Here is a 23207-nt window from a genome sequence, read left to right as displayed (position 1 = left end):
GAGATTTCCCATTTGGTTTCACTTGGGCAGTTTCTAAACAATCGCGCGGTAGTATAAAGGCAAGCCTGATTCATTGATATAGCCGTCAGGGCGACGGGCGATAAGGAGATCGTGAAGCATGGCCTTCAAAACATGGCAAACGGGCGTTCATATTCAACAGGATAGGGTGCTGATCGTGGCGCTGGACCGGGATAAGTCCGGCTGGCGTCTGCGGCGCTGGTGGGCAATCCCGCTGGGCGAAGGCATCATTCGTGACGGCAAAATTTGCCAGCCAGAACAGCTGGTTGATGCGTTGCGCGACTGGCGAAAAACGCTGCCGCACGCCCATCGGGTGTTCCTCTCTTTCCCGGCAGCACGCACTCTGCAGCGGTCGCTTCCTCGCCCGACCGTTGCGCTGCGCGACAGCGAGCAGCTCTCATGGCTGGGTAGCGCGCTCGCCCGCGAACTGGAGATGTCTGCCGATACCCTCTGTTTCGACTACGCCCAGGATACCTTCAGCAATACCTTTCACGTGACGGCCGCACAAAACAACGAGGTCGATACCCTTCTGGCGCTGGCGAAAACGCTGCGTTTGCGGCTGGTGACCATTACCCCGGATGCCAGCGCGCTGACGAATCTTCTTCCCGCAGTGGCGCCGGCGCAGTGCGTTGCCTGGCGGGACGATCGGCAGTGGCTCTGGGCGATGCGCCACCAGTGGGGACGCCGCTTAACTACCGAAGCAAAAAACGTGGCTGAGCTGGCGGCGCTGCTGGCGCTTGGTCCGGATGACATCGCGCTGTTTGATTGCCAACGTGATCCGTGGGAAATCCTGGAACGCTGTCATGCTCCGCTGCCGGAATGCGGGGCTGATTATACCGTCGCGCTGGCGTTGGCCATGAGCGAGGTGCCCGGATGAGCATCCTGAATTTTCTGCCCTGGCGACAGCAGCGGCGCGCGCGATGCCTGCGCTTCTGGGGCGCAATGTGTATCGGCACAGTACTGTTGATGTTCGTAGTCATTGTTTGTCTGCGGATGAACCAGTTCGTGAAACTGCGCGTGCTGCAAACGGATCTGACGGGAATGCAGTCCGTGCAGCACGCGCTTGTCGCCCGGCAAAAACTGGCCGCACAGGCGCAGCTCCCCGTGCAAACCAGGCAACGACGCGCATGGCAACCGGTGCTGGAATCCCTTTCCAGCGCCATTCCTTCACAGGTCTGGCTGACAGAGCTGCGCTATCAGCCGCCTGCGCTGATATTGACTGGTTATGCCATCACCTTGCCGGCCATCTCTGCCCTGCGCGATGGGGTGGGACAACTCGCGGGCTTTACGTCCGGGACAGCGGGCGAGCTTCGGCAGGATAGCCGGGGGCACTGGCTGTTTACGCTTCATCTCAAAAGTGAGGGGTAACGCGTGAATACCTTGTTAGAACGCTGGTGCGAAAGCCGTCCCTGGCATCGGGTACTCTGCTGGTGCCTGGGGAGTCTCCTGGCAGGGCTGGTCGCGTGGGGCGCGTTGCTCAGACCGGTAGACAGGCAGTGTGCTGAACAACAACGCCAGCTGATTGAGAATGTAAGCACTAATGCATCGTTATGGCCTGTTGTCAGAAAGGGGCCGTTTCGTCCGGACGCTGCAAAGGCACGGGAGCTGGCGCCATTCTCCCCGCTCGATTTTCAGAACGATGAGACGACGCTGGTTCACTGGAAGCCGCTGCAGAATGGAGGGGAACTGACGCTGGATACGGAGTGGCAGGCCATTCCGGAACTTTTTTCCCGTCTGGCACAGCAGGATGTGCAGATCGCCGCTTTCGCGATTGCGCCACAAGGTACGGCGTTACGCCTGCAGCTGGAGCTGGAACATGCGAAATAGCGCGCGATGTTTGCTGGTTTGCTCAGTGCTGCTATTGACCGGTATGCGCGATCCGTTTCGTCCCCCGGACGATCCTTGCGCCATTGGCGAACTGGCGCAGTGGCGCTTTCGCGGCCTGGTGGAAGGGCAGGAGACTATCGGCATTTTATAGGATGGGCAAAAGCGCTGGCACCGGCTGAAAACGCATGAGCGCTTCCCGGCTGGCTGGAGGATAACCGCCGTCAATGCAGCGGAGCTGGCGGTTGATGTGGGTGACACCTGTGACCCGGGAAAATGGACGTGGCAACGAGAAGGAACGGACAAAAATGAATTTACGGATAATGCTGTGGCTGCTGGCGTTCAGCCAACCGCTGTGGGCCGCCGCGCCAAAACCGGTCACGCTGGTGGTGGATGACGTGCCTGTGGTCCAGGTGTTACAGGCCCTGGTCGCACAGGAGAACCGTAATCTGGTGGTATCGCCTGATGTCAGCGGTACGCTTTCGCTTAACCTGACGCGCGTCCCCTGGAGGCAGGCGTTACGGACGGTCGTCTCCAGCGCCGGACTCGTCTTGCGCGAGGAGGGCGGTATTTTTTATGTGCATACCGCGGCCTGGCAGCGTGAACAGCGGGAGCGTTCAGAACAGGAACAGGCGCGTCGACAGCTTGATGCCCCGCTGGTCACTCAGGGCATTCCCTTTTCCTATGCGGACGCCGGGGAGCTGCAAAAAGCCGCGGAAAAACTCCTGAGCCCAAAGGGGAGTTTATCCGTCGACAAACGTACTAACCGCCTGCTGATTCGGGATAACCAGGCTGCGGTGGATACGCTGCGGCGCTGGGCCGCCGAGATGGATATTCCCGTCGAGCAGGTCGAACTGGCGGCGCATATTGTGACCATTAACGAAAAAAGCCTGCGTGAGCTTGGGGTGAAGTGGAATCTCGCCGACGCTACCGACGCGGGCAAGGTGGGGCAGCTCACGACGCTGGGCAGCGATCTTTCTGTCGCCAGCGCCACCAGCCACGTGGGGTTTAATATCGGTCGGATTAACGGCAGGTTGCTTGATCTGGAACTTTCAGCGTTGGAGCAAAAACAGCAGGTCGATATTATCGCCAGCCCGCGGCTGTTGGCCTCGCATATGCAACCTGCCAGTATCAAGCAGGGCAGCGAAATTCCGTATCAGGTCTCAAGCGGGGAAAGCGGCGCCACCTCCGTTGAGTTTAAAGAGGCGGTACTCGGAATGGAGGTCACACCGGTAGTATTGCCGGGGGGACGCGTGCGCCTGAAATTACACATCAGCGAAAATATGCCGGGACAGGTTCTGCAGCAGGCCGATGGCGAAACGCTGGCTATCGATAAGCAGGAGATAGAGACCCAGGTGGAGGTAAAAAGTGGAGAAACGCTGGCGTTGGGCGGAATATTTTCCCAGAAGAACAAAACCGGCACTGACAGCGTACCGGGGCTTGGGAGCATCCCCTGGATTGGATCGCTTTTTCGCCATGACGGGAAAGACAACGAACGGCGTGAATTAGTGGTGTTTATTACACCACGTCTGGTCGGTATTCGCTGACGGGTAACGATCCCCGCAATGATTTTGCATTCAGTTTGTTGCAGATGTTTGACGTGGGGCATGAATTAGCATACAAGGAGTACCGATTTGAGTTGGACTTACGTCTTATTACCTTATGCGCCCGGCGCGGTGATTTAATCAGTTGCCAAACAAGCCGGAGTATTGAGATAATTTTTAGTCTGACTCTCGCTCTATTGCATATGAGGTTTCAGTTCATGTCCTGCTACGCCGGGTGTCTGCGAAGCGGGGATTACCATTAACGAATAGTCTTAGTAGTACCGATAAAATGGCAGAGAAACGCAATATCTTTCTGGTTGGGCCTATGGGTGCCGGCAAAAGCACTATTGGGCGTCAGTTAGCTCAACAACTCAATATGGAATTTTACGATTCTGATCAAGAGATTGAGAAACGAACCGGAGCTGATGTGGGCTGGGTTTTCGACGTAGAAGGCGAAGAAGGTTTCCGTGACCGAGAAGAAAAAGTGATCAACGAACTCACGGAAAAACAGGGCATCGTTCTGGCAACAGGCGGCGGCTCTGTGAAATCTCGCGAAACCCGCAACCGTCTCTCCGCCCGTGGCGTAGTGGTCTATCTTGAGACGACCATTGAGAAACAGCTGGCACGTACGCAGCGCGATAAAAAGCGCCCGCTGCTGCAGGTTGAAACGCCACCACGCGAAGTTCTGGAAGCGTTGGCCGATGAACGCAATCCGCTGTATGAAGAGATTGCCGATGTGACCATTCGTACCGACGACCAGAGCGCTAAAGTGGTTGCAAACCAGATTATTCATATGCTGGAAAGCAACTGATTCTGGCTTTATATACACTCGCCTGCGGGTAAAAGCATTAAAGGTGGATGTCGCGTCATGGAGAGGATTACAGTTACTCTCGGGGAACGTAGTTACCCTATCACCATCGCGGCTGGTTTGTTTAACGACCCAGCTTCCTTTTTACCACTGAAAGCGGGTGATCAGGCGATGCTGGTCACCAACGAGACGCTGGCTCCGCTTTATCTCGACCGCGTACGCCACCTGCTTGAGCAGGCGGGCGTAAAAGTCGACAGTGTGATTCTCCCCGATGGCGAGCAGTATAAAAGCCTGACGGTACTGGATACCGTCTTTACCGCATTGCTGCAAAAACCGCATGGTCGCGATACAACACTGCTTGCCCTGGGCGGCGGTGTTGTGGGCGATCTGACCGGCTTTGCGGCCGCAAGCTATCAGCGTGGTGTCCGCTTTATCCAAATCCCTACCACGCTGCTGTCCCAGGTCGACTCCTCTGTGGGTGGCAAAACGGCAGTGAACCATCCGCTCGGCAAAAACATGATTGGCGCGTTCTACCAGCCCGCATCGGTGGTGGTGGATCTCGACTGTCTGAAAACCCTGCCGAAGCGCGAGCTGGCTTCGGGTCTGGCGGAAGTGATCAAATACGGCATTATTCTGGATGGCGAGTTCTTTAGCTGGCTTGAAGAGAATATGGATGCGCTGCTGGGCCTCGATGAGGCAAAACTGGCATACTGCATTCGTCGTTGCTGTGAGCTGAAAGCAGAAGTTGTTGCCGCAGACGAGCGTGAAACGGGCTTACGTGCTTTACTGAATCTTGGGCATACGTTTGGTCACGCGATTGAAGCCGAAATGGGTTACGGCAACTGGCTGCACGGTGAAGCCGTCGCGGCCGGCATGGTGATGGCTGCCCGCACCTCTGAACGCCTTGGGCAGTTCAAACCGGAAGAGACGGCACGTATCATTGCGCTGCTTGAGCGTGCAGGTTTGCCGGTGAACGGGCCGCAGGAGATGTCGGCGCAAGCGTATTTACCCCACATGATGCGCGATAAAAAAGTATTGGCAGGTGAGATGCGTCTTGTACTCCCGCTTGCAATAGGGAAGAGTGAAGTGCGCGGCGGAGTGCCGCACGATGTCGTTCTTGGCGCTATCGCTGACTGTCAGCAAGCGTAACAACTAGAAAGGTCAGGCCACTGTCGCAGGTGGTCGTTTAGCTTCAGGTGAAATGCAAAGTCGTTGGCATAAGCCTTTGAGTGGGGTGTTAAATGGATGAATTCAAACCAGAAGACGAGCTGAAACCCGATCCCAGCGATCGTCGTACTGGTCGTTCTCGTCAATCTTCAGAACGTGATAACGAGCCGCAGATCAACTTTGACGATGTTGATCTGGATGCAGACGATCGTCGCCCTTCGCGCAGCCGCAACGCGCACGAAGAGCGAGCAGAAGAGGATTATGAGTCCGAAGAAGATTCAATGGACGAACAGCCTGTAGAGCGTCGCCCGCGTAAACGTAAAAAAGCCGCTGCGCCAAAACCGGCTTCCCGCCAGTACATTATGATGGGCCTTGGCGTTCTGGTGCTTGTGCTGCTGATTGTCGGCATTGGCTCCGCGCTTAAAGCACCGTCAACGAACTCAACCGAGCAAACGGCTTCCGCTGAGAAGAGCATCAACCTTTCCGGTAACGATGCGTCCAATCAGGCGAATGGCGCACAGCCAGCGCCGGGTGCTACTTCCGCAGAGCAGACCGCCGGTAACACCACAGCGCCGCAGGATGTTTCTCTGCCGCCCGTTTCTTCAACCCCAGCTCAGGGTCAGGCACCTGCTGCGCCAGAAGGTCAGCAGCGTGTGGAAGTTCAGGGAGACCTGAACAATGCGCTGACGCAGCCGCAGAACCAGCAGCAGGTTGATAACGTCGTGGTTAACTCTACGCTGCCAACTGAACCTGCAACCGTTGCCCCGATTCGCGGCGGTAACGCTCAGCCGCAAACGGCCGCGACGGAAACCAAACCGCACCAGACGCAGACTACAACACGTCCTGAACGTAAGCAGGCAGTGATTGAGCCTAAGCGTGAAACCAAACCTCAGGCAGTGGTAAAAGCGCCTGAAGTGAAAGCCGTACCGGCCCAGCCGAAACGCACGGAAACGGCTGCGGTGAGCGAGCCTGCTAAAGCGCCCGTCACGCAGACTGCGCCGAAAGCCACGGCGACCACCACGGCACCGGCTGCCACAGCGGCACCAGCCGCGACGGCAACCGCATCCAGCAGCGCGGCAGGTAAAACGGCAGGTAACGTCGGTTCGCTGAAGTCTGCGCCTTCCAGCAACTACACGCTGCAGCTGAGCAGTTCGTCTAACTACGACAACCTCAACAGCTGGGCGAAGAAATCAAATCTGAAAAACTATGTTGTTTATCAGACGACCCGTAACGGTCAGCCGTGGTATGTGCTGGTGAGCGGTGTTTATTCGTCAAAAGATGAAGCAAAACGTGCCGTAGCGGCGCTGCCAGCTGACGTTCAGGCGAAGAACCCATGGGCGAAGCCGATTCATCAGGTTCAGGCCGATCTGAAGTAATGTTTAAAGCGCAGGATGCTGTCGGAGCTTTCTCCACAGCCGGAGAAGGTGTAATCAGTTAGTCAGCATGAAAAAAAATCGCGCTTTTCTGAAATGGGCAGGGGGGAAATACCCCCTGCTCGATGATATTAAAAAGCACCTGCCTGAAGGCGAGTGTCTTATCGAACCTTTCGTGGGTGCGGGATCGGTGTTCCTCAACACCGATTTTTCTCGTTATATCCTGGCGGATATCAACAGCGACCTTATCAGCCTCTATAACATCGTTAAGCTCCGTACCGATGAGTATGTCGCAGAGGCGCGCAAGCTGTTTACGCCCGAGAACAATAACCCGGACGTTTACTACCAGTTCCGCGCGGAGTTTAACCAGAGCCAGGATCCGTTCCGCAGAGCCCTGCTGTTCCTCTATCTCAATCGTCATGGTTACAACGGCCTGTGCCGGTATAACCTGCGCGGGGAATTTAACGTGCCGTTTGGTCGCTACAAGCGCCCGTATTTCCCACAGGACGAGCTTTATCACTTTGCTGAAAAAGCGCAGAACGCGGAGTTTCATTGCCTCTCCTATGAAGAGTGTATGGAACTGGCAGGCGTCAATTCGGTGGTTTACTGTGACCCCCCATACGCGCCGCTGTCTGCGACGGCGAACTTCACCGCCTACCACACCAACAGCTTCAGCCCTGCCGAGCAGGCGCGTCTGGCGGAGATGGCGGAAAAGCTGGTCAGCAAAAGAATTCCGGTGTTAATTTCGAATCACGACACGCCTGATACGCGCGAATGGTACAAAGCCGCGAAGCATTTTCAGGTTAAGGTGCGGCGTAGCATTAGCAGCAACGGCGGCACACGTAAAAAGGTGGACGAACTCCTGGCTCTTTATCGCCCCTGAGCCGTTTTGCCCGCCGGTAAACACATTTCAAGGAGAAGCGGATGAAACAGTTTTTGATTGCTCCCTCAATTCTGTCGGCCGATTTTGCCCGCCTGGGTGAAGATACCGCCAACGCACTGGCGGCTGGCGCGGATGTCGTCCATTTCGACGTGATGGATAACCACTACGTTCCTAACCTGACCATCGGTCCGATGGTGCTCAAGGCGCTGCGTAACTATGGCATTACCGCCCCGATCGACGTTCACCTGATGGTGAAACCGGTTGATCGCATCGTGCCTGACTTCGCCGCGGCGGGTGCCAGCATCATCACCTTCCATCCGGAAGCCTCTGAACATGTGGATCGCACGCTGCAGCTGATCAAAGAGAACGGCTGTAAAGCGGGTCTGGTGTTTAACCCGGCCACGCCGCTGAGCTATCTCGACTATGTCATGGACAAGCTGGACGTGATCCTGCTGATGTCCGTTAACCCGGGCTTTGGCGGCCAGTCATTCATCCCTCACACGCTGGATAAGCTGCGTGAAGTCCGCCGTCGTATTGACGAGTCAGGCTACGACATTCGTCTGGAAGTAGACGGCGGCGTGAAAGTGAATAACATTGGTGAAATTGCGGCGGCAGGCGCGGATATGTTCGTTGCCGGTTCTGCCATTTTCGACCAACCGGATTACAAAAAAGTCATTGATGAAATGCGCCGCGAGCTGGCGAAGGTAAGTCATGGATAAATTACAGGCTATTCGGGGTGTGGCATTCGACCTCGACGGCACGCTGGTTGACAGCGCGCCGGGCTTAACGAGCGCCGTCGACCAGGCGCTGTATGCACTTGAACTCCCCGTTGCGGGTGAAGAGCGCGTCGTCACGTGGATTGGCAACGGCGCCGATGTTCTGATGGCGCGCGCGTTGACGTGGGCGCGTCAGGAGCGTGCGTCGCAGCGTTCCGCCCAGGGTAAACCGAGCGTCGATCACGCGGATATCCCGCAGGAAGAGCAGCTGCGTATTCTGCGCAAACTGTTCGATCGTTTCTATGAAGAGACCGTCGAGGGGGGCAGCTTCCTGTTCCCGGACGTTCAGGAAACGCTGAACGCGCTGCACGCGAAGGGCATCCCGCTGGGTCTGGTGACCAACAAACCCACGCCGTTTGTCGCACCGCTGCTGGAAGCGCTCAATATCGCGAAGTATTTCTCCGTCATTGTGGGCGGCGACGATGTGCAAAACAAAAAGCCTCATCCGGAACCGCTGCTGCTGGTGGCAGGAAAATTATCCTTAACGCCTGCGGAGCTGCTCTTTGTCGGCGATTCCCGCAATGATATTCTGGCTGCCCGCGCGGCCGGGTGTCCTTCCGTGGGGTTAACCTATGGCTACAACTACGGTGAAGCCATCACGCTGAGTGAGCCGGACGTCGTTTTCGACCACTTCAAAGATTTGTTGCCCGCACTCGGGCTTTCGCACAGTGAACATCAGGAATTGAACAATGACTAAGCCCATCGTTTTTAGTGGCGCACAGCCTTCAGGTGAATTGACCATTGGTAACTACATGGGCGCGTTACGTCAGTGGGTCAGCATGCAGGATGACTACCATTGCATTTACTGCATCGTCGATCTCCATGCGATTACCGCCCGTCAGGATCCTGAGAAGCTGCGCAAAGCCACGCTGGACACCCTGGCGCTGTATCTGGCCTGCGGCATCGATCCAGAGAAGAGCACCATCTTCGTTCAGTCTCACGTGCCGGAGCACGCGCAGCTGGGCTGGGCGCTGAACTGCTACACCTATTTCGGCGAGCTGAGCCGCATGACGCAGTTCAAGGATAAATCCGCGCGCTACTCTGAAAACATCAACGCCGGCCTGTTTGACTATCCGGTGCTGATGGCGGCAGACATCCTGCTGTACCAGACTAACCAGGTTCCTGTCGGCGAAGACCAGAAGCAGCACCTGGAGCTGAGCCGCGATATCGCCCAGCGCTTCAACGCGCTCTACGGCGATGTGTTTAAAGTACCAGAGCCATTTATTCCGAAGTCCGGCGCACGCGTAATGTCGCTGCTGGAGCCGACCAAGAAGATGTCCAAGTCTGACGATAACCGCAACAACGTTATCGGCCTGCTGGAAGATCCGAAATCGGTGGTGAAAAAACTCAAGCGTGCCGTGACCGACTCCGACGAGCCGCCTGTCGTACGCTACGACGTGCAGAACAAAGCGGGCGTCTCCAACCTGCTGGATATCCTCTCCGGCGTCACCGGCCAGAGCATCCCTGAGCTGGAAAAACACTTCGAAGGCAAGATGTACGGCCACCTTAAAGGCGAAGTGGCAGATGCCGTTTCCGGCATGCTGACCGAGCTGCAGGAGCGTTATCACCGCTACCGTAACGACGAAGCGTTCCTGCAGAAAGTGATGAAAGAGGGGGCGGAAAAAGCCAGCGCGCGCGCGTCCGAAACCCTGAAAGCGGTGTATGAAGCAATTGGGTTTGTGGCGAAACCTTAAGCCGCTGTGCCGGGTGGCGGCTTCGCCTTACCCGGCCTACGGGACCGTGTAGGTCGGGTAAGCGTCAGCGCCACCCGACAAAAAACACACTCTCCAAAACTAAAAAACCGGGATATCCCGGTTTTTTTACGCCTGTAAAACGCTTACTGCTGTGCCGCCGGGCCGCAACCACCGATGATCTTCGAAATGGAGATCGCCGGGTGCAGCAGGTAATCGTAGCTGCAGTTATTTTTGGTGTTCTGTACGTGACCGGTGCAGGCCGTCAGCGTCGATAACAGGCCAACCAGAACGGCGGCCTTTGCCAGTTTGAACATACGCATTCCTTGTCTTTAAAACGAAAATTGGATGTAACTCAAGGGAATAAAGGGAAAAGTTCCACTTCGGGGCGGTATGTTATCGGTAGCGGTAAGAGGGGAGTAGTCCGCTTAAGGACTACTCCAGGAAGGGAGAATATGCGTTAGTGATTGGAGAACCAGTTCAGCCTGTCGCGCAGTTCAACCACGCGGCCCACCACAATCAGCGCCGGGCTTTCGACCTGCTGCGCCAGCTCGCCTAACTGCGTCAGCACGCCATTCACCACGCGCTGCGTAATGGCGGTGCCGTTTTCGACCAGCGCGACGGGCATATCCGCATTCATACCGTGCTCCAGCAGCTTCGCCTGAATCGTGGCGGCCTGGTTTAGCCCCATGTAGAACACCAGCGTCTGCTTTTCGGCGGCCAGGTTATGCCAGTCCAGCTCGCTGCCGGTCTTCAGGTGGCCCGTCACCAGACGCACGCTCTGAGCGTAGTCGCGGTGGGTCAGCGGAATGCCAGAGTACGCTGAACAGCCGGACGCCGCCGTAATGCCGGGCACCACGGAGAACGGAATACCCGCGTCGCACAGGGTTTCCAGCTCTTCACCGCCGCGTCCAAAGATAAACGGATCGCCCCCCTTCAGGCGCACCACGCGTTTTCCCTTTTGCGCTTCGCGCAGCAGGATCTGGTTAATCTCCTCCTGCGGCACGCAGTGGTAGCCCGCGCGCTTGCCCACGAAAACGCGGTCGGCGTCGCGGCGCACCAGGTTCATGATGTCATCGGAGACCAGACGGTCGTACACCACGATATCCGCCTGCTGGATCTGCTGTAGCCCTTTCAGCGTCAGCAAACCCGCATCTCCAGGGCCTGCGCCTACCAGCACCACTTCGCCGCGATGGTCCAGCGGTTCGCTCAGCAGCTGTTCGGTCGTCTCTTCAACGGCTTTGGTGTCCTGATTCGCCAGCGACTGCGCCAGCCTGTCGTTCACAAAGAATTTTTCCCAGAAGCGACGGCGCTCGCCCACGGTCGCGAAGGTTTGCTTCACGCGTGAGCGCAGCTGCCCGGCATAATGCGCAATCTGGCCAAGATGCTGGGGCAACAGGGCTTCCAGTTTTTCCCGCAGCAGACGCGCGAGAACCGGCGAACGTCCCCCGGACGAGACCGCAATCATCAGCGGCGAGCGGTCGATAATCGACGGCATGATAAAGCTGGCTTCTTTCGGCGCATCCACCACGTTGCAGAAGATACGGCGCGCCTCGCAGGCGTCGCTCACGCGCTGGTTCACTTCATCGTCATCCGTCGCGGCGATGGTCAGCCAGCAGGTGTCCAGCAGGGATTCATTAAACGCGCCCTGTTCCAGCGTGAGCATCCCTTCCTGGGCCCAAACCTCAAACTGGGGGGCGAAGGAAAGGGCATTCACGGTCAGGCGGGCGCCAGCCTCTAAGAGCAGGCGCGCTTTGCGCTCGGCCACGTCGCCGCCGCCCACGAGCAGGCAGTCGCGGTTGCGTAATTGACAAAAAATCGGCAGGTGATCCACGACGTTACCTCACAGCATTCATGGCGGGGGAAGAATTGACGTCAGGATAACAGCAGGAATCGTACAGAACATACGGTTTTTCCTGCCGTTACCCATAAGGGGTCATAAGCCTTTCCTATTGAAAAGGCGAGGGGTTACGCTTTCAGCTGCACCTCGCCGTCCTTCACGCGGACGTCGTAGTGTTTGACCGAGAAGCTTTCATCTTCCATGCAGAGTCCGTCGGTTAAGCGGAAACGCTGCTTTTTCAACGGGCTGGCGACCCACAGTTCACCCTGATGCTCGGCAATCAGTCCGCGGGAGAGCACGCTGGCCTCGAAGAACGGGTCGATGTTGCTGATAGCAAAGACCTGTTCATCGTGGCGAGGGCGGAAAATCGCCACCTGCTCGTTGCCCAGCAGCGCACAGACGCCGGTGGCGGGGAGAATGTCGTTAATATTGCAGATGTTTACCCACTGGCTCATGCGTTTTCCTCCACCAGCGTGACCGGAATACGTTCATACGGCGTGGCCGGACGATGCTGTTCGCGCTCCGGCACAACCTGTACGTTCGGGTCGCGCTGGGTGCTGTTGATAAAGTGTTTGAAGCGCGTCTGCGCCGCCGGGGTGTTGACGGTTTCCGTCCACTCGCAGATCACCGCCTCGCGCAGGCGCGCCATCTCCGCTTCCAGATGTTCGTTCAGGCCCAGCTTGTCGTCGATAATGACCGATTTCAGGTAGTCGATGCCGCCCTCGAGGTTATCGAGCCAGGAGGCGGTACGGGTCAGCTTATCGGCGGTACGGATGTAGAACATCATGAAGCGGTCGAGATACTGAATCAGCGTGTCGCGATCGAGATCCGCCGCCAGCAGGTCCGCATGGCGCGGTTTCATCCCGCCGTTGCCGCATACATACAGGTTCCAGCCTTTTTCGGTGGCAATAATACCCACGTCTTTACCCTGCGCTTCCGCACATTCGCGGGTACAGCCGGAGACGCCGAACTTCATTTTGTGCGGGGTACGGATGCCTTTGTAGCGGTTTTCCAGCTCAACGCCGAAGCCCACGCTATCGCCGACGCCGTAGCGGCACCAGGTGCTGCCCACGCAGGTTTTTGCCATGCGCAGCGCTTTGGCGTACGCGTGGCCGGTTTCGAAGCCCGCTTCAATCAGCTGACGCCAGATTTCCGGCAGGTCGTCCTTCTGCGCGCCAAACAGGCCGATACGCTGGGAGCCGGTAATTTTGGTGTAGAGGTTAAATTCACGTGCGATACGGCCCACCGCGACCAGCCCTTCCGGCGTGATTTCGCCACCGGCAGAGCGTGGAATCACGGAGTAGGTGCCGTCTTTCTGGATGTTGGCCAGGAAGTTGTCGTTGGTGTCCTGCAGCGGCGTATGCTCGGGCTTGAGCACGTACTCGTTCCAGCAGGACGCCAGCAGGGAGCCGACGGTCGGTTTACACACTTCACAGCCGTAACCCTGGCCGTGTTTCTCCAGCAGTTCGTCGAAGGACTTTATGCCTTCCACGCGGATCAGATGGTACAGCTCCTGGCGAGAGTAAGCGAAGTGCTCGCACAGGTTGTTGTTCACTTCGATGCCCTGTTTCGCCAGCTCGGCGTTCAGCACCTGGGTGACCAGCGGAATACAGCCGCCGCAGCCGGTACCGGCTTTGGTTTCCGCTTTCAGCGCCGCAACGGTGTGGCACCCTTTGTTGATCGCGGAGATCAGCATGCCTTTGGTGACGTCGAAGCAAGAGCAAATCTGCGCGCTGTCCGGCAGTTTATCCACGCCGATGGACGGCTTGCCGCTGGAGGCATGCGCCGGGAGGATCAGCGCGTCCGGGTTTTCCGGCAGCTCGATGGCGTTGAGCACCAGCTGGAGCAGGTTACCGAAGTCGCTGGTGTCGCCCACCAGCACCGCGCCGAGCAGGGTTTTGTTGTCCTGGCTGACGATGAGACGTTTGTAGACTTCTTTGCTTTCGTCGAGATAGACATAGCTGCGCGCGCCGGGCGTGCGGCCATGCGCATCGCCAATACCGCCTACGTCCACGCCCAGCAGCTTCAGCTTGGCGCTCATGTCTGCGCCGGTGAAGGCGTTTTCGCTGCCCAGGATATGATCCACGGCGACCTGCGCCATTTTGTACCCGGGCGCGACCAGACCGAATACGCGGTTGTTCCAGCTGGCGCATTCGCCGATGGCGTAAATATCCGGGTCGGAGGTCTGGCAGGTGTCGTTAATCATGATCCCACCGCGCTGCGCGACGGCCAGGCCGCACTGGGTCGCCAGCTTGTCGCGCGGGCGGATGCCGGTGGAGAAGACGATGAAGTCCACTTCCAGCTCGCTGCCGTCAGCAAAGCGCATGGTTTTGCGTGCTTCAGTCCCTTCCTGAACGATCTCTTTGGTGTTTTTGCTGGTGTGAACCTTCACGCCCATGCTTTCGATCTTACGGCGCAGCTGATCGCCACCCATGTGGTCGAGCTGTTCGGCCATCAGCATCGGCGCAAATTCGATGACATGGGTTTCAACGCCGAGGTTTTTCAGCGCGCCCGCCGCTTCCAGACCCAGCAGGCCACCGCCAACAACCGCACCGCGTTTGCTTCGACGCGCACAGGATTCGATGGCGTTGAGGTCTTCAATGGTACGGTAAACGAAGCAATCCTGCGTTTCCGAGCCTTTAATCGGCGGGATCCACGGATACGAGCCAGTCGCCATGATCAGCTTGTCGTAAAAAACCGTACGGCCGGCGCTGGAGTGGATCACTTTTTCCTGACGGTTGATGGTGATAGCGCGTTCGCCCACCAGCACTTTTACGCCATGCTTCTCGTAGAAACCTTCACGCACCAGAGAGAGCTCTTCGGCGGTATGATGGGAGAAGTAGGAAGACAGGTGCACACGGTCGTACGCCTTGCGGGGTTCTTCACAGAACACGGTAATATCGAACTGCTCAGCATCGGCTTTATCGAGAAGATCCTCAATAAAGCGGTGGCCGACCATGCCGTTACCGATGATAGCGAGTCTGACTTTGCTCATTATTGCCTCGATTTCTTTTCTATTATTGCCTACCTTAACGATTCAGCAGGGGCGCTTATTGATGCAAATCAAATACGCCTTCGCCTACTCCTTAGGTGGTATATGACTGATTTGTCAGGATTTTTATAAGTGGCGGAAATCGCAGGCTTTTCGTGTTCGTTGAATTTGTGTACAAATCAGGGGCGGTTTTGCAAAAATCGATACGCCTGAATATCAGCTGCGTTTATTAGGGGAAAGTTATGTCTACATCACCGTTATGGCTTGTTCAGAATGTGCGTTTACCGGGTCGGGAAGGGCTGTGGCAACTTGCCATCGAGAACGGGCGTTTTGGTGATATCACCCCCATGGACGATACCCACGCCGAAAGTTATGAGGTACTGAACGCGCGCGGTGGGCTTGCTCTCCCGCCGTTCATCGAGCCGCATATTCATCTTGATACCACCCAGACGGCGGGGGAGCCGAACTGGAACCAGTCCGGCACGCTTTTCGAAGGCATTGAACGCTGGGCGGAGCGCAAGGCGCTGCTCAGCCACGAGGATGTGAAAGCACGCGCCTGGAAAACGCTGAAGTGGCAAATCGCTAACGGCATTCAGTTTGTCCGCACCCATGTGGATGTCTCTGACCCAACGCTTACCGCCCTGAAGGCGATGCTGGAGGTGAAGCAGGAGGTGGCCCCGTGGGTAACGCTGCAAATCGTCGCGTTTCCGCAGGAAGGTATTCTCTCTTACCCGAACGGCGCGGCGCTGCTGGAAGAGGCGTTAAAACTGGGGGCCGACGTGGTGGGGGCGATCCCACATTTTGAGTTCACCCGTGAGTACGGCGTCCAGTCGCTGCACATCGCTTTTGAGCTGGCGAAGAAGTATGACCGCCCGCTGGATATCCACTGCGATGAAATTGACGACGAACAGTCGCGGTTTGTCGAGACGGTGGCCACGCTGGCGTACGAGGCCGGCATCGGCCCGCGCGTGACGGCCAGCCACACCACCGCCATGCACGCCTACAACGGCGCTTACACCTCGCGGCTTTTCCGTCTGCTGAAGATGTCGGGGATTAACTTCGTCGCGAACCCGCTGGTCAACATCCACCTGCAGGGGCGCTTTGATGACTATCCGAAGCGTCGCGGCATCACCCGCGTGAAAGAACTGCAGGAAGCAGGTATTAACGTCTGCTTTGGTCATGACGATGTCTTCGACCCGTGGTACCCGCTCGGCACCGGCAACATGCTGCAGGTGCTGCATATGGGGCTGCACGTCTGCCAGATGATGGGCTATCCGCAAATCGACAGCGGCCTGAACCTGATCACCCATAACAGCGCCCGTACCTTCGGCCTGAGCGATTACGGTATTGAAACGGGAAATCCGGCAAACCTGATTATTCTGCCTGCGGAGAGTGGGTTTGAAGCGGTGCGCTGTCAGGTGCCGGTGCGCTGGTCGATTCGTCAGGGGCGGATTATTGCCACTACGCAGCTGGCGCAGACCTGGATCCAGATGGATACCGGAGGAGAAGAGGTCAGTTTCGCCAGAAACAGCCCCTCTGCGTAATGCAAAGGGGCGCAGGGTTTAGTGCGATGCCGCTGCCGCGTTGTGCTGGCGGTGGCGGGTCACAAAGCCCAGGATGAAGCACATGATGAACACCACGGCGTACAGACCGTTCGCAGTGTGCAGCGCGGCCAGCGGGCCGCTGTGGGCAACGATCGGGCCCGTCACCACGAAGGTCAGCATGGTGCCGATGGTGCCGCAGGTCAGAACGAAGTTAACCAGCTTCGGCGAGGCCACTTTGGTCTGCAGAGAGCCCAGGGTGATGATCGAGGTATAAATGGCGCTGGAGAAGAAGCCCAGGGTCAGAATGAACCACGGCATATGCTCCGGCGAACCGTTGATGAACAGATACATCAGCACGGTCGCCAGGCCCGCCAGCACGGTCAGAATGCGCTGCAGGTCGAAGAAGCGCAGGATGAAGCTAAACGCCCACATGCCGAACATGTAGGACATCCAGAAATCGCTCACCAGTTTGCCCGCGTCGTTCAGGCTCATGCCCAGACCTTTGGCGTATTCCGGTACCCAGGAGATAAAGCCCAGCTGGCCCAGGATGTAGCACAGGGCGGCGATGGAGAGGAACAGCACGCCGATACCCCATTTCTCTTTCGCCACAGGCTCTGCCGTGGTTTGCGCTTTTTTACCCAGAACCGGGAAGTCGCAGCCGAAGGTCAGAATGAAAATTGCAACGTAGACCAGACCGATGCAGGCGTAGACCCAGTACCACTCAATGCTGCGCGCCAGCAGAACGGCAGCGACCATCGGGAAGATCATTCCGGCCATGCTGAAGAAGGAGTCGGTAAACAGCAGGCGCGCGCCGCGCTGGCGGCCTTCATACATATGGGTAATCAGGAACGTCCCGATCGACATGGTGATCCCGCTGACCAGGCCGAGCACGAACATGGCGGCTGAGAACAGGGCGATGCTGTGGCTGAGCATCAGACCCGCCACGGCGGAGACCATCAGCACGAAGCCGAAGCGAAGCTGGGTTTTCAGCGGCACGATTTCCATCAGCCAGGCATTCAGGAAGATAGAGATCAGGATCCCTGCGTTGAGGAAGGTGAAGGTGTTGCTCATGCTGGAAACGGGCAGCTGGAAGTAGTCTGCGATATTCCCCATCACCATCCCGGTGACGATCACCAACGCGCCGGTCAGGGCGTAGGAGAAGAAGCTGATCCATGTGAGCTTGATGCGATTGCTGTTAGTCATGTCTGGCCTGTTCAAAAAAAGAAAAGCGCCGAAGGGGCGCTGAGAGCGGGCAGATTTTAGTCGCTAAAGTGATCCATTCCTATCTTTTAAGGGTAATGATTATGTCATTGCAGGTTTTAATGTGATCTAAATCACATTAAGTGGCGGTCTAACCAATCGTTTGCGCAGTAATAATTGTTTCAATTTCGTAAAATTAGGTAAAAGGCTGGTCTACGTTCATACTGCTCTTTAGAATCAAGCCATTCGCTTTTTATACTGCGCTTTGTTAAGGAATTCTCATGCTCAAATCAACACTGGCGGCTGTCGCAGCTGTGTTTGCTCTTTCTGCCGTTTCCCCTGCTGCGCTGGCAGCAAAAGGGGACCCTCACGTTCTGCTGACCACCTCCGCCGGGAATATTGAGCTGGAACTGAATAGCCAGAAAGCTCCGGTTTCTGTGAAAAACTTCCTCGACTATGTGAACAGTGGTTTCTATAACAACACCACCTTCCACCGCGTGATCCCGGGCTTCATGATTCAGGGTGGCGGCTTCAACGAGCAGATGCAGCAGAAACAGCCGAACCCGCCAATCAAAAACGAAGCGGACAACGGCCTGCTGAACAAACGCGGCACGATCTCTATGGCGCGTACCGCAGACAAAGATAGCGCGACCAGCCAGTTCTTCCTCAACGTGGCGGATAACGCCTTCCTCGACCACGGCCAGCGCGACTTCGGCTATGCGGTGTTCGGTAAAATCGTGAAAGGGATGGACGTGGCCGATAAGATTTCTCAGGTGCCTACCCATGACGTCGGTCCGTATCAGAATGTGCCGTCCAAACCTGTCGTGATCCTCTCCGCAAAAGTTCTGCCGTAACGTTCTTCGACGCGGGCGAGGCTCGCCCGTGTTGTGACCCCTCCCTGCGAAAGCGCGTTTTGCTGCTTATACTTGTGGCAAACGGACTATTCAGGGAGGCGTTAAGTGAAAAAACTCACCGACAAGCAAAAATCCCGTCTTTGGGAGCAGCAGCGTAGCGTCAACTTTCAGGCCAGTTGTCTCCTTGAGAAAGGTAATGGTCCATCGGATCCCGACATTGAGAGCCTGGCGCTTGGGCCTTCCGCGCCCGGGTTACCCCATCTGTGCCTTATTCACCGCCATCTCTACCGCAGAGAGATGAAGCGGGCAGGTGAGTTCCGGACCGACGATATTTTCAAAGGTGATATTCCCTTCTGCCATTTCGAATACATCGAGAAGATGGGTAATGAACTGATGGCGGCACTGGAAAGCGAAAAGTATCTGGCTGGCCTTGAGAAAGCGGCGTTCATTGAAAAAATTAGCCATTATTATTGTGAAATCAACATGCTGCATCCTTTTTCGAGTGGTAACGGTATTGCTCAGCGCGTTTTCTTTGAGCAGCTGGCGCTCCATGCGGGCTATTCACTGGACTGGCGCGATATCGATCCCGAGGAGTGGGTGTCCGCTAACCGCAGCGGCGCAACGGGGGATTTAACCGCGCTAAACGCGATCTTTGCCAAAGTAGTGAGCGAAGCGCGGGAATCTGAGTAGAATAGGGCGGCATTTTTTTCGGGAGCCGCCATGATTCTGCTGATTGATAACTACGATTCCTTCACCTGGAACCTTTACCAGTATTTTTGCGAACTGGGTGCAGAGGTGGTTGTCCGACGTAACGACGAGATTGGCCTGGCCGATATCGAGACGCTGGCTCCGCAGAAAATCGTGATTTCACCCGGCCCCTGCACGCCGTCGGAATCAGGTATTTCGCTGGAGGTTATCCAGCACTATGCCGGCAAGCTGCCGATCCTCGGCGTTTGTCTGGGCCATCAGGCGATTGCTCAGGCCTTTGGTGCCACCATCGTGCGCGCCGCCAAAGTCATGCACGGCAAAACCTCGCCGGTCACCCACACGGGCACCGGAGTGTTCACGGGGCTCAATAATCCGTTAACCGTGACGCGCTACCATTCCCTGGTCATTGACCCGTCGACGCTGCCCGACGGCTTTGAGGTGACCGCCTGGAGCGATACGCAGGAGATCATGGGGATTCGACATCGCGAATGGGATCTCGAAGGCGTGCAGTTCCATCCGGAAAGCATCCTCAGCGAGCAGGGGCACGCGCTGCTGGCAAATTTCCTCCATCGCTGAATATCTGTTGCCTTGCTGTGATTTTTTATGCATATTTTGTGATTATATTTTCACAATCAATGTGACATAAATGGATGGGCATGACATGGCAACTGAACAACCAGCAATTACCCGCGCGACATTCGATGAAGTGATTCTGCCGATTTATGCACCGGCTGAATTTATCCCGGTGAGGGGGAAAGGCAGCCGCGTCTGGGATCAGCAGGGCAAGGAGTATGTGGATTTCGCGGGCGGTATTGCGGTCACGGCGCTGGGTCATTGCCATCCCGCGCTGGTGGAGGCGCTGAAAACCCAGGGTGAAACCCTGTGGCACACCAGCAACGTGTTCACCAACGAACCGGCGCTGCGCCTGGGCCGTAAGATCATTGATGCCACGTTTGCCGAGCGCGTGCTGTTTATGAACTCCGGCACCGAAGCCAACGAAACCGCCTTTAAGCTGGCGCGCTACTACGCGACCACGCGCCACAGCCCGTACAAAACCAAAATCATCGCCTTCCACAATGCCTTCCACGGACGCTCCTTCTTTACCGTCTCCGTTGGCGGCCAGCCGAAGTATTCCGACGGGTTTGGTCCGAAACCGGCCGACATCATCCACGTGCCGTTTAACGATCTGCACGCGGTGAAAGCGGTGATGGACGACCACACCTGCGCGGTGGTGGTCGAGCCTATTCAGGGGGAAGGCGGCGTGACCGCGGCAACCCCGGAATTCCTGAAAGGGCTGCGCGCGCTGTGCGACGAGCATCAGGCGCTGCTGGTGTTTGATGAAGTGCAGTGCGGGATGGGGCGTACCGGGGACCTGTTTGCCTATATGCACTACGGCGTGACGCCGGATATTCTGACCAGCGCGAAAGCGCTCGGCGGCGGTTTCCCGGTAAGTGCGGTTCTGACGACGCAGGAGATCGCCTCCGCGTTCCACGTCGGTTCTCATGGCTCTACCTACGGCGGTAACCCGCTGGCGAGCGCCGTAGCGGGGGCCGCGTTCGACATCATCAACACGCCAGAGGTGCTAAACGGCGTTAGCGCGAAGCGCGAGCTGTTTGTGAAGCACCTGAAGCAGATTGACGAGCAGTACGACGTGTTCAGCGAGATCCGCGGGATGGGGCTGCTGATTGGCGCCGAGCTGAAGCCGCAGTACAAGGGCCGCGCGCGCGACTTCCTGCACGCCGCCGCTCGCGAAGGGGTGATGGTGCTCAACGCCGGGCCGGACGTGATGCGCTTTGCGCCGTCGCTGGTGGTGGAAGACAAAGACATCGAAGACGGCTTAACCCGCTTTGCCGCGGCGGTTGCAAAGATCGTTAAAGGCTAATATTCGGTTCGTTTCAACCGGCGCGTTAACCAAACCCCATGATGCGGACGCTGACGCCATGCCACCGACGAAATGGTGTGCATGGTGTTCAGATGCCCCAGCACGCGCTGCAAGTGTTGCTCCAGGGTGCTCATTGGCCCGTGGGTTAACGTCTCCGGCGCTTCCAGAATATTTAAATCCCCCGACTCGCCCGGCGAGTCATACTCCAGACGCTGCTGGCAGCGCTGCAGCGCAATTTCACACGACTGCAAATAGCGCTGCGCCAGATCCGGCGTCAGCATCGTATGCTCGCGCGCCAGCGTCGTCATGGCGTTAATGTGCTCAACGATAAACTGACTGTGCGTTACCCACAGCTTCATATCGGCCAGATAATGTGAGTTAAAGCCCGGCTCCTGCATCGCCTGGTTGAGCGAGTTGAACAGAGCGTTGTGCGCCTGGTTGACCTTCATGCGCTGATACGCCAGCGGGGAGGGCTGCGGGTCGTCGCTCAGGATGAGGCGAATGGCCTGCTGGTCGGCCTCCAGCGCGTCGTGGGCGTTCTGCCTGAGCAGCCCGCTCTGCCACTGCGGCCACAGCCAGACCATGCCGCCGAAGGCAATCAGGCAGCCGATCAGGGTATCAATCAGCCTGGCGACAATAAACTGTTCGCCGTTCAGCGTAAGCAGCTGCAGGGTGTATACCGCCGTCACCGTAAAGCCCACCATCGCCCAGCCGTAATTTTTGCGGATAATCAGGTAGCTCACCAGCGTGATCGCCAGCATGCCTGCCAGGGTATAGCCTTCCGGCACGTGGAAGTGCAGCGTTACGCCTGCAATGATCAGCCCGGCCATGGTGCCGCCCGCCCGGTGCAGAATACGCACCCGCGTGGCGCCGTAGCCGTTCTGGGTGACGAACAGCACGGTCATTAAGATCCAGTAGGGCTTCGGCAGATGCAGCGCCATGCCCATCAGGCTGGCGATACTGAGCATCACGCTAATTCGTGCGGCATTGCGCAGGGCGGACGATTTGAGAGACAGATAGCTTTTGAGCGCGGGCAACAGGGGAAGCCGTTTTTGTTTATCCGCCATCAGGTCGCGGGAATAAAGCGGGCGCTGGGTGCGCAGCACGCGGGCGATGCGGCTGAAGTGCCAGGCGGCAAACTGGCCGACCGGGTTATCCGGATGCTGACGGGCGATTTTCTCCAGCGCGCCGAGCTGTTTTTCCATATTAAAGCGCGTGGGATAGCGGTGGTAGAGAATATCGTCAGCCAGCACGCGCAGGCGTGCCGAGACGGTCTGCGCGTTCCAGCGGATCACCGCTTCGGCGTGGCTGCGCTCAACCAGCTTTTGCACCTCCTGCGGGTGGTGCAGGCTAACGGAGATATGCTCCTGCAGATCCAGGCCTACCTGGAAGGTGCGCAGCAGCCGTTTGTATTCGTGGTTCTTGTTGGCGGCGAGCATATGCAGCTGCTGATAGCACTGGCTTATCAGATCCACCACCTTCTGCTGGCGCGTCAGCAGCGGCGGTAAGGCTTTTTCCGGATCGGTATGCTGGGTGAGCAGGGTGTATTTGGCTTCGCAGTATTCCGCCAACTGCACATAGAGCAGGCTCAGGGATTCGCGCAGCGGCTGTTCCCGCCACAGCCAGAACCAGAACCAGTTAAACAGCCCGTACCACAGTGTCCCCAGCGCGTAGATCAGCAGCGGCTCCCACACCGGCATATTCCCGGCGAGGCTCAGCGTGAAGATGGCCGCAATCAGCGAGGCGGGTAGCAGGCGGGCGTGCAGCGAGCTGATTTCCGCCGTGACGCCGAGCGTCATCGCCAGCACCGTCAGGATCAGCGGCAGCGGGATATCCCGGGCCAGTAAAAGCTGTACGGCAAGGCTACAGCCAGCAAACAGGCAGCCGCCCACGATCAGACGTTTGAAAAAGCGCTTATGCGGTGTGTCCAGGCCAGCAATGTTGCAGCAGGCGGGCACGAGGGAAAAGAGCAGGCCTTGCTGAAGGTGTCCGAGGATCAGGCCGATGGCCACGGGTAGACACAACACCAGCGTTTGTCGCAGTGCGTAGTTAACTTCCGGGTGATAGATCAGCCTGCGCCACATGAGGAGTAGAGACAAAAAC

General features: G+C 57.4%; 22 protein-coding genes and 1 pseudogene. 17 read left to right on the top strand and 6 right to left on the bottom strand.

The features are described 5' to 3' along the window. Window positions 1-118: 118 nt before the first annotated feature. The 12 genes and pseudogenes from BFV67_RS20465 (at window position 119) to trpS (ending at window position 10087) form a co-directional block, all read left to right on the top strand. Window positions 119-895 (top strand): type IV pilus biogenesis protein PilM, encoded by a 777-nt coding sequence (locus BFV67_RS20465; RefSeq protein ID WP_069598845.1) that lies wholly within the window; start codon window positions 119-121, stop codon window positions 893-895. Further along, window positions 892-1386 (top strand): PilN domain-containing protein, encoded by a 495-nt coding sequence (locus BFV67_RS20460; protein WP_069598844.1) that lies wholly within the window; start codon window positions 892-894, stop codon window positions 1384-1386. Before BFV67_RS20465 ends, BFV67_RS20460 begins: the two co-directional genes overlap by 4 nt. A gap of 3 nt (window positions 1387-1389) precedes the next feature. Next, window positions 1390-1845, top strand: coding sequence for a HofO family protein (locus BFV67_RS20455; protein ID WP_069598843.1), 456 nt, complete (start codon window positions 1390-1392; stop codon window positions 1843-1845). After that, window positions 1766-2239 (top strand): annotated as a pseudogene (locus BFV67_RS20450) (HofP DNA utilization family protein). Before BFV67_RS20455 ends, BFV67_RS20450 begins: the two are co-directional and overlap by 80 nt. Next, entirely contained in the window at window positions 2151-3389 is a 1239-nt protein-coding gene (gene hofQ / locus BFV67_RS20445; RefSeq protein WP_069598842.1) for a DNA uptake porin HofQ, read from the top strand. The pseudogene BFV67_RS20450 and the gene hofQ overlap by 89 nt, the downstream one beginning before the upstream one ends. A 286-nt stretch (window positions 3390-3675) precedes the next feature. After that, on the top strand, window positions 3676-4197 hold the full coding sequence (gene aroK, locus BFV67_RS20440; protein WP_003861630.1) for a shikimate kinase AroK: 522 nt from the start codon (window positions 3676-3678) through the stop codon (window positions 4195-4197). 57 nt (window positions 4198-4254) lie between these two features. After that, the gene (aroB, locus tag BFV67_RS20435) at window positions 4255-5343 is read left to right on the top strand and encodes a 3-dehydroquinate synthase (RefSeq protein WP_023326225.1); all 1089 of its coding nucleotides are present in this window, start codon (window positions 4255-4257) and stop codon (window positions 5341-5343) included. A 92-nt stretch (window positions 5344-5435) separates the two neighbouring features. After that, window positions 5436-6737, top strand: coding sequence for a cell division protein DamX (gene damX, locus BFV67_RS20430; protein ID WP_032675573.1), 1302 nt, complete (start codon window positions 5436-5438; stop codon window positions 6735-6737). Between the two features lie 67 nt (window positions 6738-6804). Beyond that, complete coding sequence (dam, locus tag BFV67_RS20425; protein ID WP_008503033.1) at window positions 6805-7617, top strand: adenine-specific DNA-methyltransferase; 813 nt, start codon at window positions 6805-6807, stop codon at window positions 7615-7617. Window positions 7618-7658: 41 nt separating this feature from the next. Further along, complete coding sequence (rpe, locus tag BFV67_RS20420) at window positions 7659-8336, top strand: ribulose-phosphate 3-epimerase (RefSeq protein ID WP_008503032.1); 678 nt, start codon at window positions 7659-7661, stop codon at window positions 8334-8336. After that, complete coding sequence (gene gph / locus BFV67_RS20415) at window positions 8329-9090, top strand: phosphoglycolate phosphatase (RefSeq protein WP_069598841.1); 762 nt, start codon at window positions 8329-8331, stop codon at window positions 9088-9090. The genes rpe and gph overlap by 8 nt, the downstream gene beginning before the upstream one ends. Further along, the gene (trpS, locus tag BFV67_RS20410) at window positions 9083-10087 is read left to right on the top strand and encodes a tryptophan--tRNA ligase (protein WP_023298773.1); all 1005 of its coding nucleotides are present in this window, start codon (window positions 9083-9085) and stop codon (window positions 10085-10087) included. The genes gph and trpS overlap by 8 nt, the downstream gene beginning before the upstream one ends. A 143-nt stretch (window positions 10088-10230) precedes the next feature. Here trpS and BFV67_RS20405 read toward each other — a convergent pair whose 3' ends face one another. The 4 genes from BFV67_RS20405 to nirB form a co-directional block, all read right to left on the bottom strand. Continuing rightward, window positions 10231-10401, bottom strand: coding sequence for a YhfL family protein (locus tag BFV67_RS20405; protein WP_008503029.1), 171 nt, complete (start codon window positions 10399-10401; stop codon window positions 10231-10233). A 143-nt stretch (window positions 10402-10544) separates the two neighbouring features. Further along, on the bottom strand, window positions 10545-11918 hold the full coding sequence (gene cysG, locus BFV67_RS20400; protein WP_023326222.1) for a siroheme synthase CysG: 1374 nt from the start codon (window positions 11916-11918) through the stop codon (window positions 10545-10547). Between the two features lie 134 nt (window positions 11919-12052). Further along, on the bottom strand, window positions 12053-12379 hold the full coding sequence (gene nirD / locus BFV67_RS20395) for a nitrite reductase small subunit NirD (RefSeq protein WP_008503027.1): 327 nt from the start codon (window positions 12377-12379) through the stop codon (window positions 12053-12055). Further along, on the bottom strand, window positions 12376-14919 hold the full coding sequence (gene nirB / locus BFV67_RS20390) for a nitrite reductase large subunit NirB (RefSeq protein ID WP_063436672.1): 2544 nt from the start codon (window positions 14917-14919) through the stop codon (window positions 12376-12378). Before nirB ends, nirD begins: the two co-directional genes overlap by 4 nt. Window positions 14920-15158: 239 nt before the next feature. Between nirB and BFV67_RS20385 the strand changes: the two genes are divergently transcribed. Then, window positions 15159-16460: a cytosine deaminase gene (locus BFV67_RS20385; protein WP_008503025.1), complete on the top strand. Its 1302-nt coding sequence runs from the start codon at window positions 15159-15161 to the stop codon at window positions 16458-16460. 18 nt (window positions 16461-16478) lie between these two features. Here BFV67_RS20385 and tsgA read toward each other — a convergent pair whose 3' ends face one another. After that, complete coding sequence (gene tsgA / locus BFV67_RS20380; RefSeq protein ID WP_023345023.1) at window positions 16479-17663, bottom strand: MFS transporter TsgA; 1185 nt, start codon at window positions 17661-17663, stop codon at window positions 16479-16481. 278 nt (window positions 17664-17941) lie between these two features. On the opposite strand from tsgA, the gene ppiA reads away from it, so the two are divergent. The 4 genes from ppiA (at window position 17942) to argD (ending at window position 21104) form a co-directional block, all read left to right on the top strand. Next, window positions 17942-18514 (top strand): peptidylprolyl isomerase A, encoded by a 573-nt coding sequence (gene ppiA / locus BFV67_RS20375; protein WP_014885514.1) that lies wholly within the window; start codon window positions 17942-17944, stop codon window positions 18512-18514. 105 nt (window positions 18515-18619) lie between these two features. Then, window positions 18620-19204 carry a putative adenosine monophosphate-protein transferase Fic gene (locus BFV67_RS20370; RefSeq protein WP_023345022.1) on the top strand — a complete coding sequence of 195 codons (585 nt, stop codon included), beginning with the start codon at window positions 18620-18622 and terminating at the stop codon, window positions 19202-19204. 30 nt (window positions 19205-19234) lie between these two features. After that, window positions 19235-19798: an aminodeoxychorismate synthase component 2 gene (pabA, locus tag BFV67_RS20365; RefSeq protein WP_008503021.1), complete on the top strand. Its 564-nt coding sequence runs from the start codon at window positions 19235-19237 to the stop codon at window positions 19796-19798. 85 nt (window positions 19799-19883) lie between these two features. After that, the gene (argD, locus tag BFV67_RS20360) at window positions 19884-21104 is read left to right on the top strand and encodes a bifunctional acetylornithine/succinyldiaminopimelate transaminase (RefSeq protein WP_201258620.1); all 1221 of its coding nucleotides are present in this window, start codon (window positions 19884-19886) and stop codon (window positions 21102-21104) included. Here the strand turns inward: argD and BFV67_RS20355 are convergent. Further along, window positions 21101-23188: a YccS/YhfK family putative transporter gene (locus tag BFV67_RS20355; RefSeq protein WP_023345020.1), complete on the bottom strand. Its 2088-nt coding sequence runs from the start codon at window positions 23186-23188 to the stop codon at window positions 21101-21103. The two genes, argD and BFV67_RS20355, sit on opposite strands and share 4 nt — an antisense overlap. Window positions 23189-23207: the final 19 nt, after the last annotated feature.

The sequence above is a fragment of the Enterobacter roggenkampii genome, assembly GCF_001729805.1.
Classification (GTDB): domain Bacteria; phylum Pseudomonadota; class Gammaproteobacteria; order Enterobacterales; family Enterobacteriaceae; genus Enterobacter; species Enterobacter roggenkampii.
Note: the sequence above shows the minus strand (reverse complement) of the source record. Positions and strands in the feature narration are given on the sequence as shown.

Excerpts from the sequence above, each read along its gene's own strand:
- BFV67_RS20465 (WP_069598845.1), top strand. The coding sequence starts at position 119 with ATGGCCTTCAAAACATGGCAAACGGGCGTTCATATTCAACAGGATAGG.
- BFV67_RS20460 (WP_069598844.1), top strand. The coding sequence starts at position 892 with ATGAGCATCCTGAATTTTCTGCCCTGGCGACAGCAGCGGCGCGCGCGA.
- hofQ (WP_069598842.1), top strand. The coding sequence starts at position 2,151 with ATGAATTTACGGATAATGCTGTGGCTGCTGGCGTTCAGCCAACCGCTG.
- aroK (WP_003861630.1), top strand. The coding sequence starts at position 3,676 with ATGGCAGAGAAACGCAATATCTTTCTGGTTGGGCCTATGGGTGCCGGC.
- aroB (WP_023326225.1), top strand. The coding sequence starts at position 4,255 with ATGGAGAGGATTACAGTTACTCTCGGGGAACGTAGTTACCCTATCACC.
- damX (WP_032675573.1), top strand. The coding sequence starts at position 5,436 with ATGGATGAATTCAAACCAGAAGACGAGCTGAAACCCGATCCCAGCGAT.
- dam (WP_008503033.1), top strand. The coding sequence starts at position 6,805 with ATGAAAAAAAATCGCGCTTTTCTGAAATGGGCAGGGGGGAAATACCCC.
- rpe (WP_008503032.1), top strand. The coding sequence starts at position 7,659 with ATGAAACAGTTTTTGATTGCTCCCTCAATTCTGTCGGCCGATTTTGCC.
- gph (WP_069598841.1), top strand. The coding sequence starts at position 8,329 with ATGGATAAATTACAGGCTATTCGGGGTGTGGCATTCGACCTCGACGGC.
- trpS (WP_023298773.1), top strand. The coding sequence starts at position 9,083 with ATGACTAAGCCCATCGTTTTTAGTGGCGCACAGCCTTCAGGTGAATTG.
- BFV67_RS20405 (WP_008503029.1), bottom strand. The coding sequence starts at position 10,401 with ATGTTCAAACTGGCAAAGGCCGCCGTTCTGGTTGGCCTGTTATCGACG.
- nirD (WP_008503027.1), bottom strand. The coding sequence starts at position 12,379 with ATGAGCCAGTGGGTAAACATCTGCAATATTAACGACATTCTCCCCGCC.
- nirB (WP_063436672.1), bottom strand. The coding sequence starts at position 14,919 with ATGAGCAAAGTCAGACTCGCTATCATCGGTAACGGCATGGTCGGCCAC.
- BFV67_RS20385 (WP_008503025.1), top strand. The coding sequence starts at position 15,159 with ATGTCTACATCACCGTTATGGCTTGTTCAGAATGTGCGTTTACCGGGT.
- tsgA (WP_023345023.1), bottom strand. The coding sequence starts at position 17,663 with ATGACTAACAGCAATCGCATCAAGCTCACATGGATCAGCTTCTTCTCC.
- ppiA (WP_014885514.1), top strand. The coding sequence starts at position 17,942 with ATGCTCAAATCAACACTGGCGGCTGTCGCAGCTGTGTTTGCTCTTTCT.
- pabA (WP_008503021.1), top strand. The coding sequence starts at position 19,235 with ATGATTCTGCTGATTGATAACTACGATTCCTTCACCTGGAACCTTTAC.
- argD (WP_201258620.1), top strand. The coding sequence starts at position 19,884 with ATGGCAACTGAACAACCAGCAATTACCCGCGCGACATTCGATGAAGTG.
- BFV67_RS20355 (WP_023345020.1), bottom strand. The coding sequence starts at position 23,188 with ATGTGGCGCAGGCTGATCTATCACCCGGAAGTTAACTACGCACTGCGA.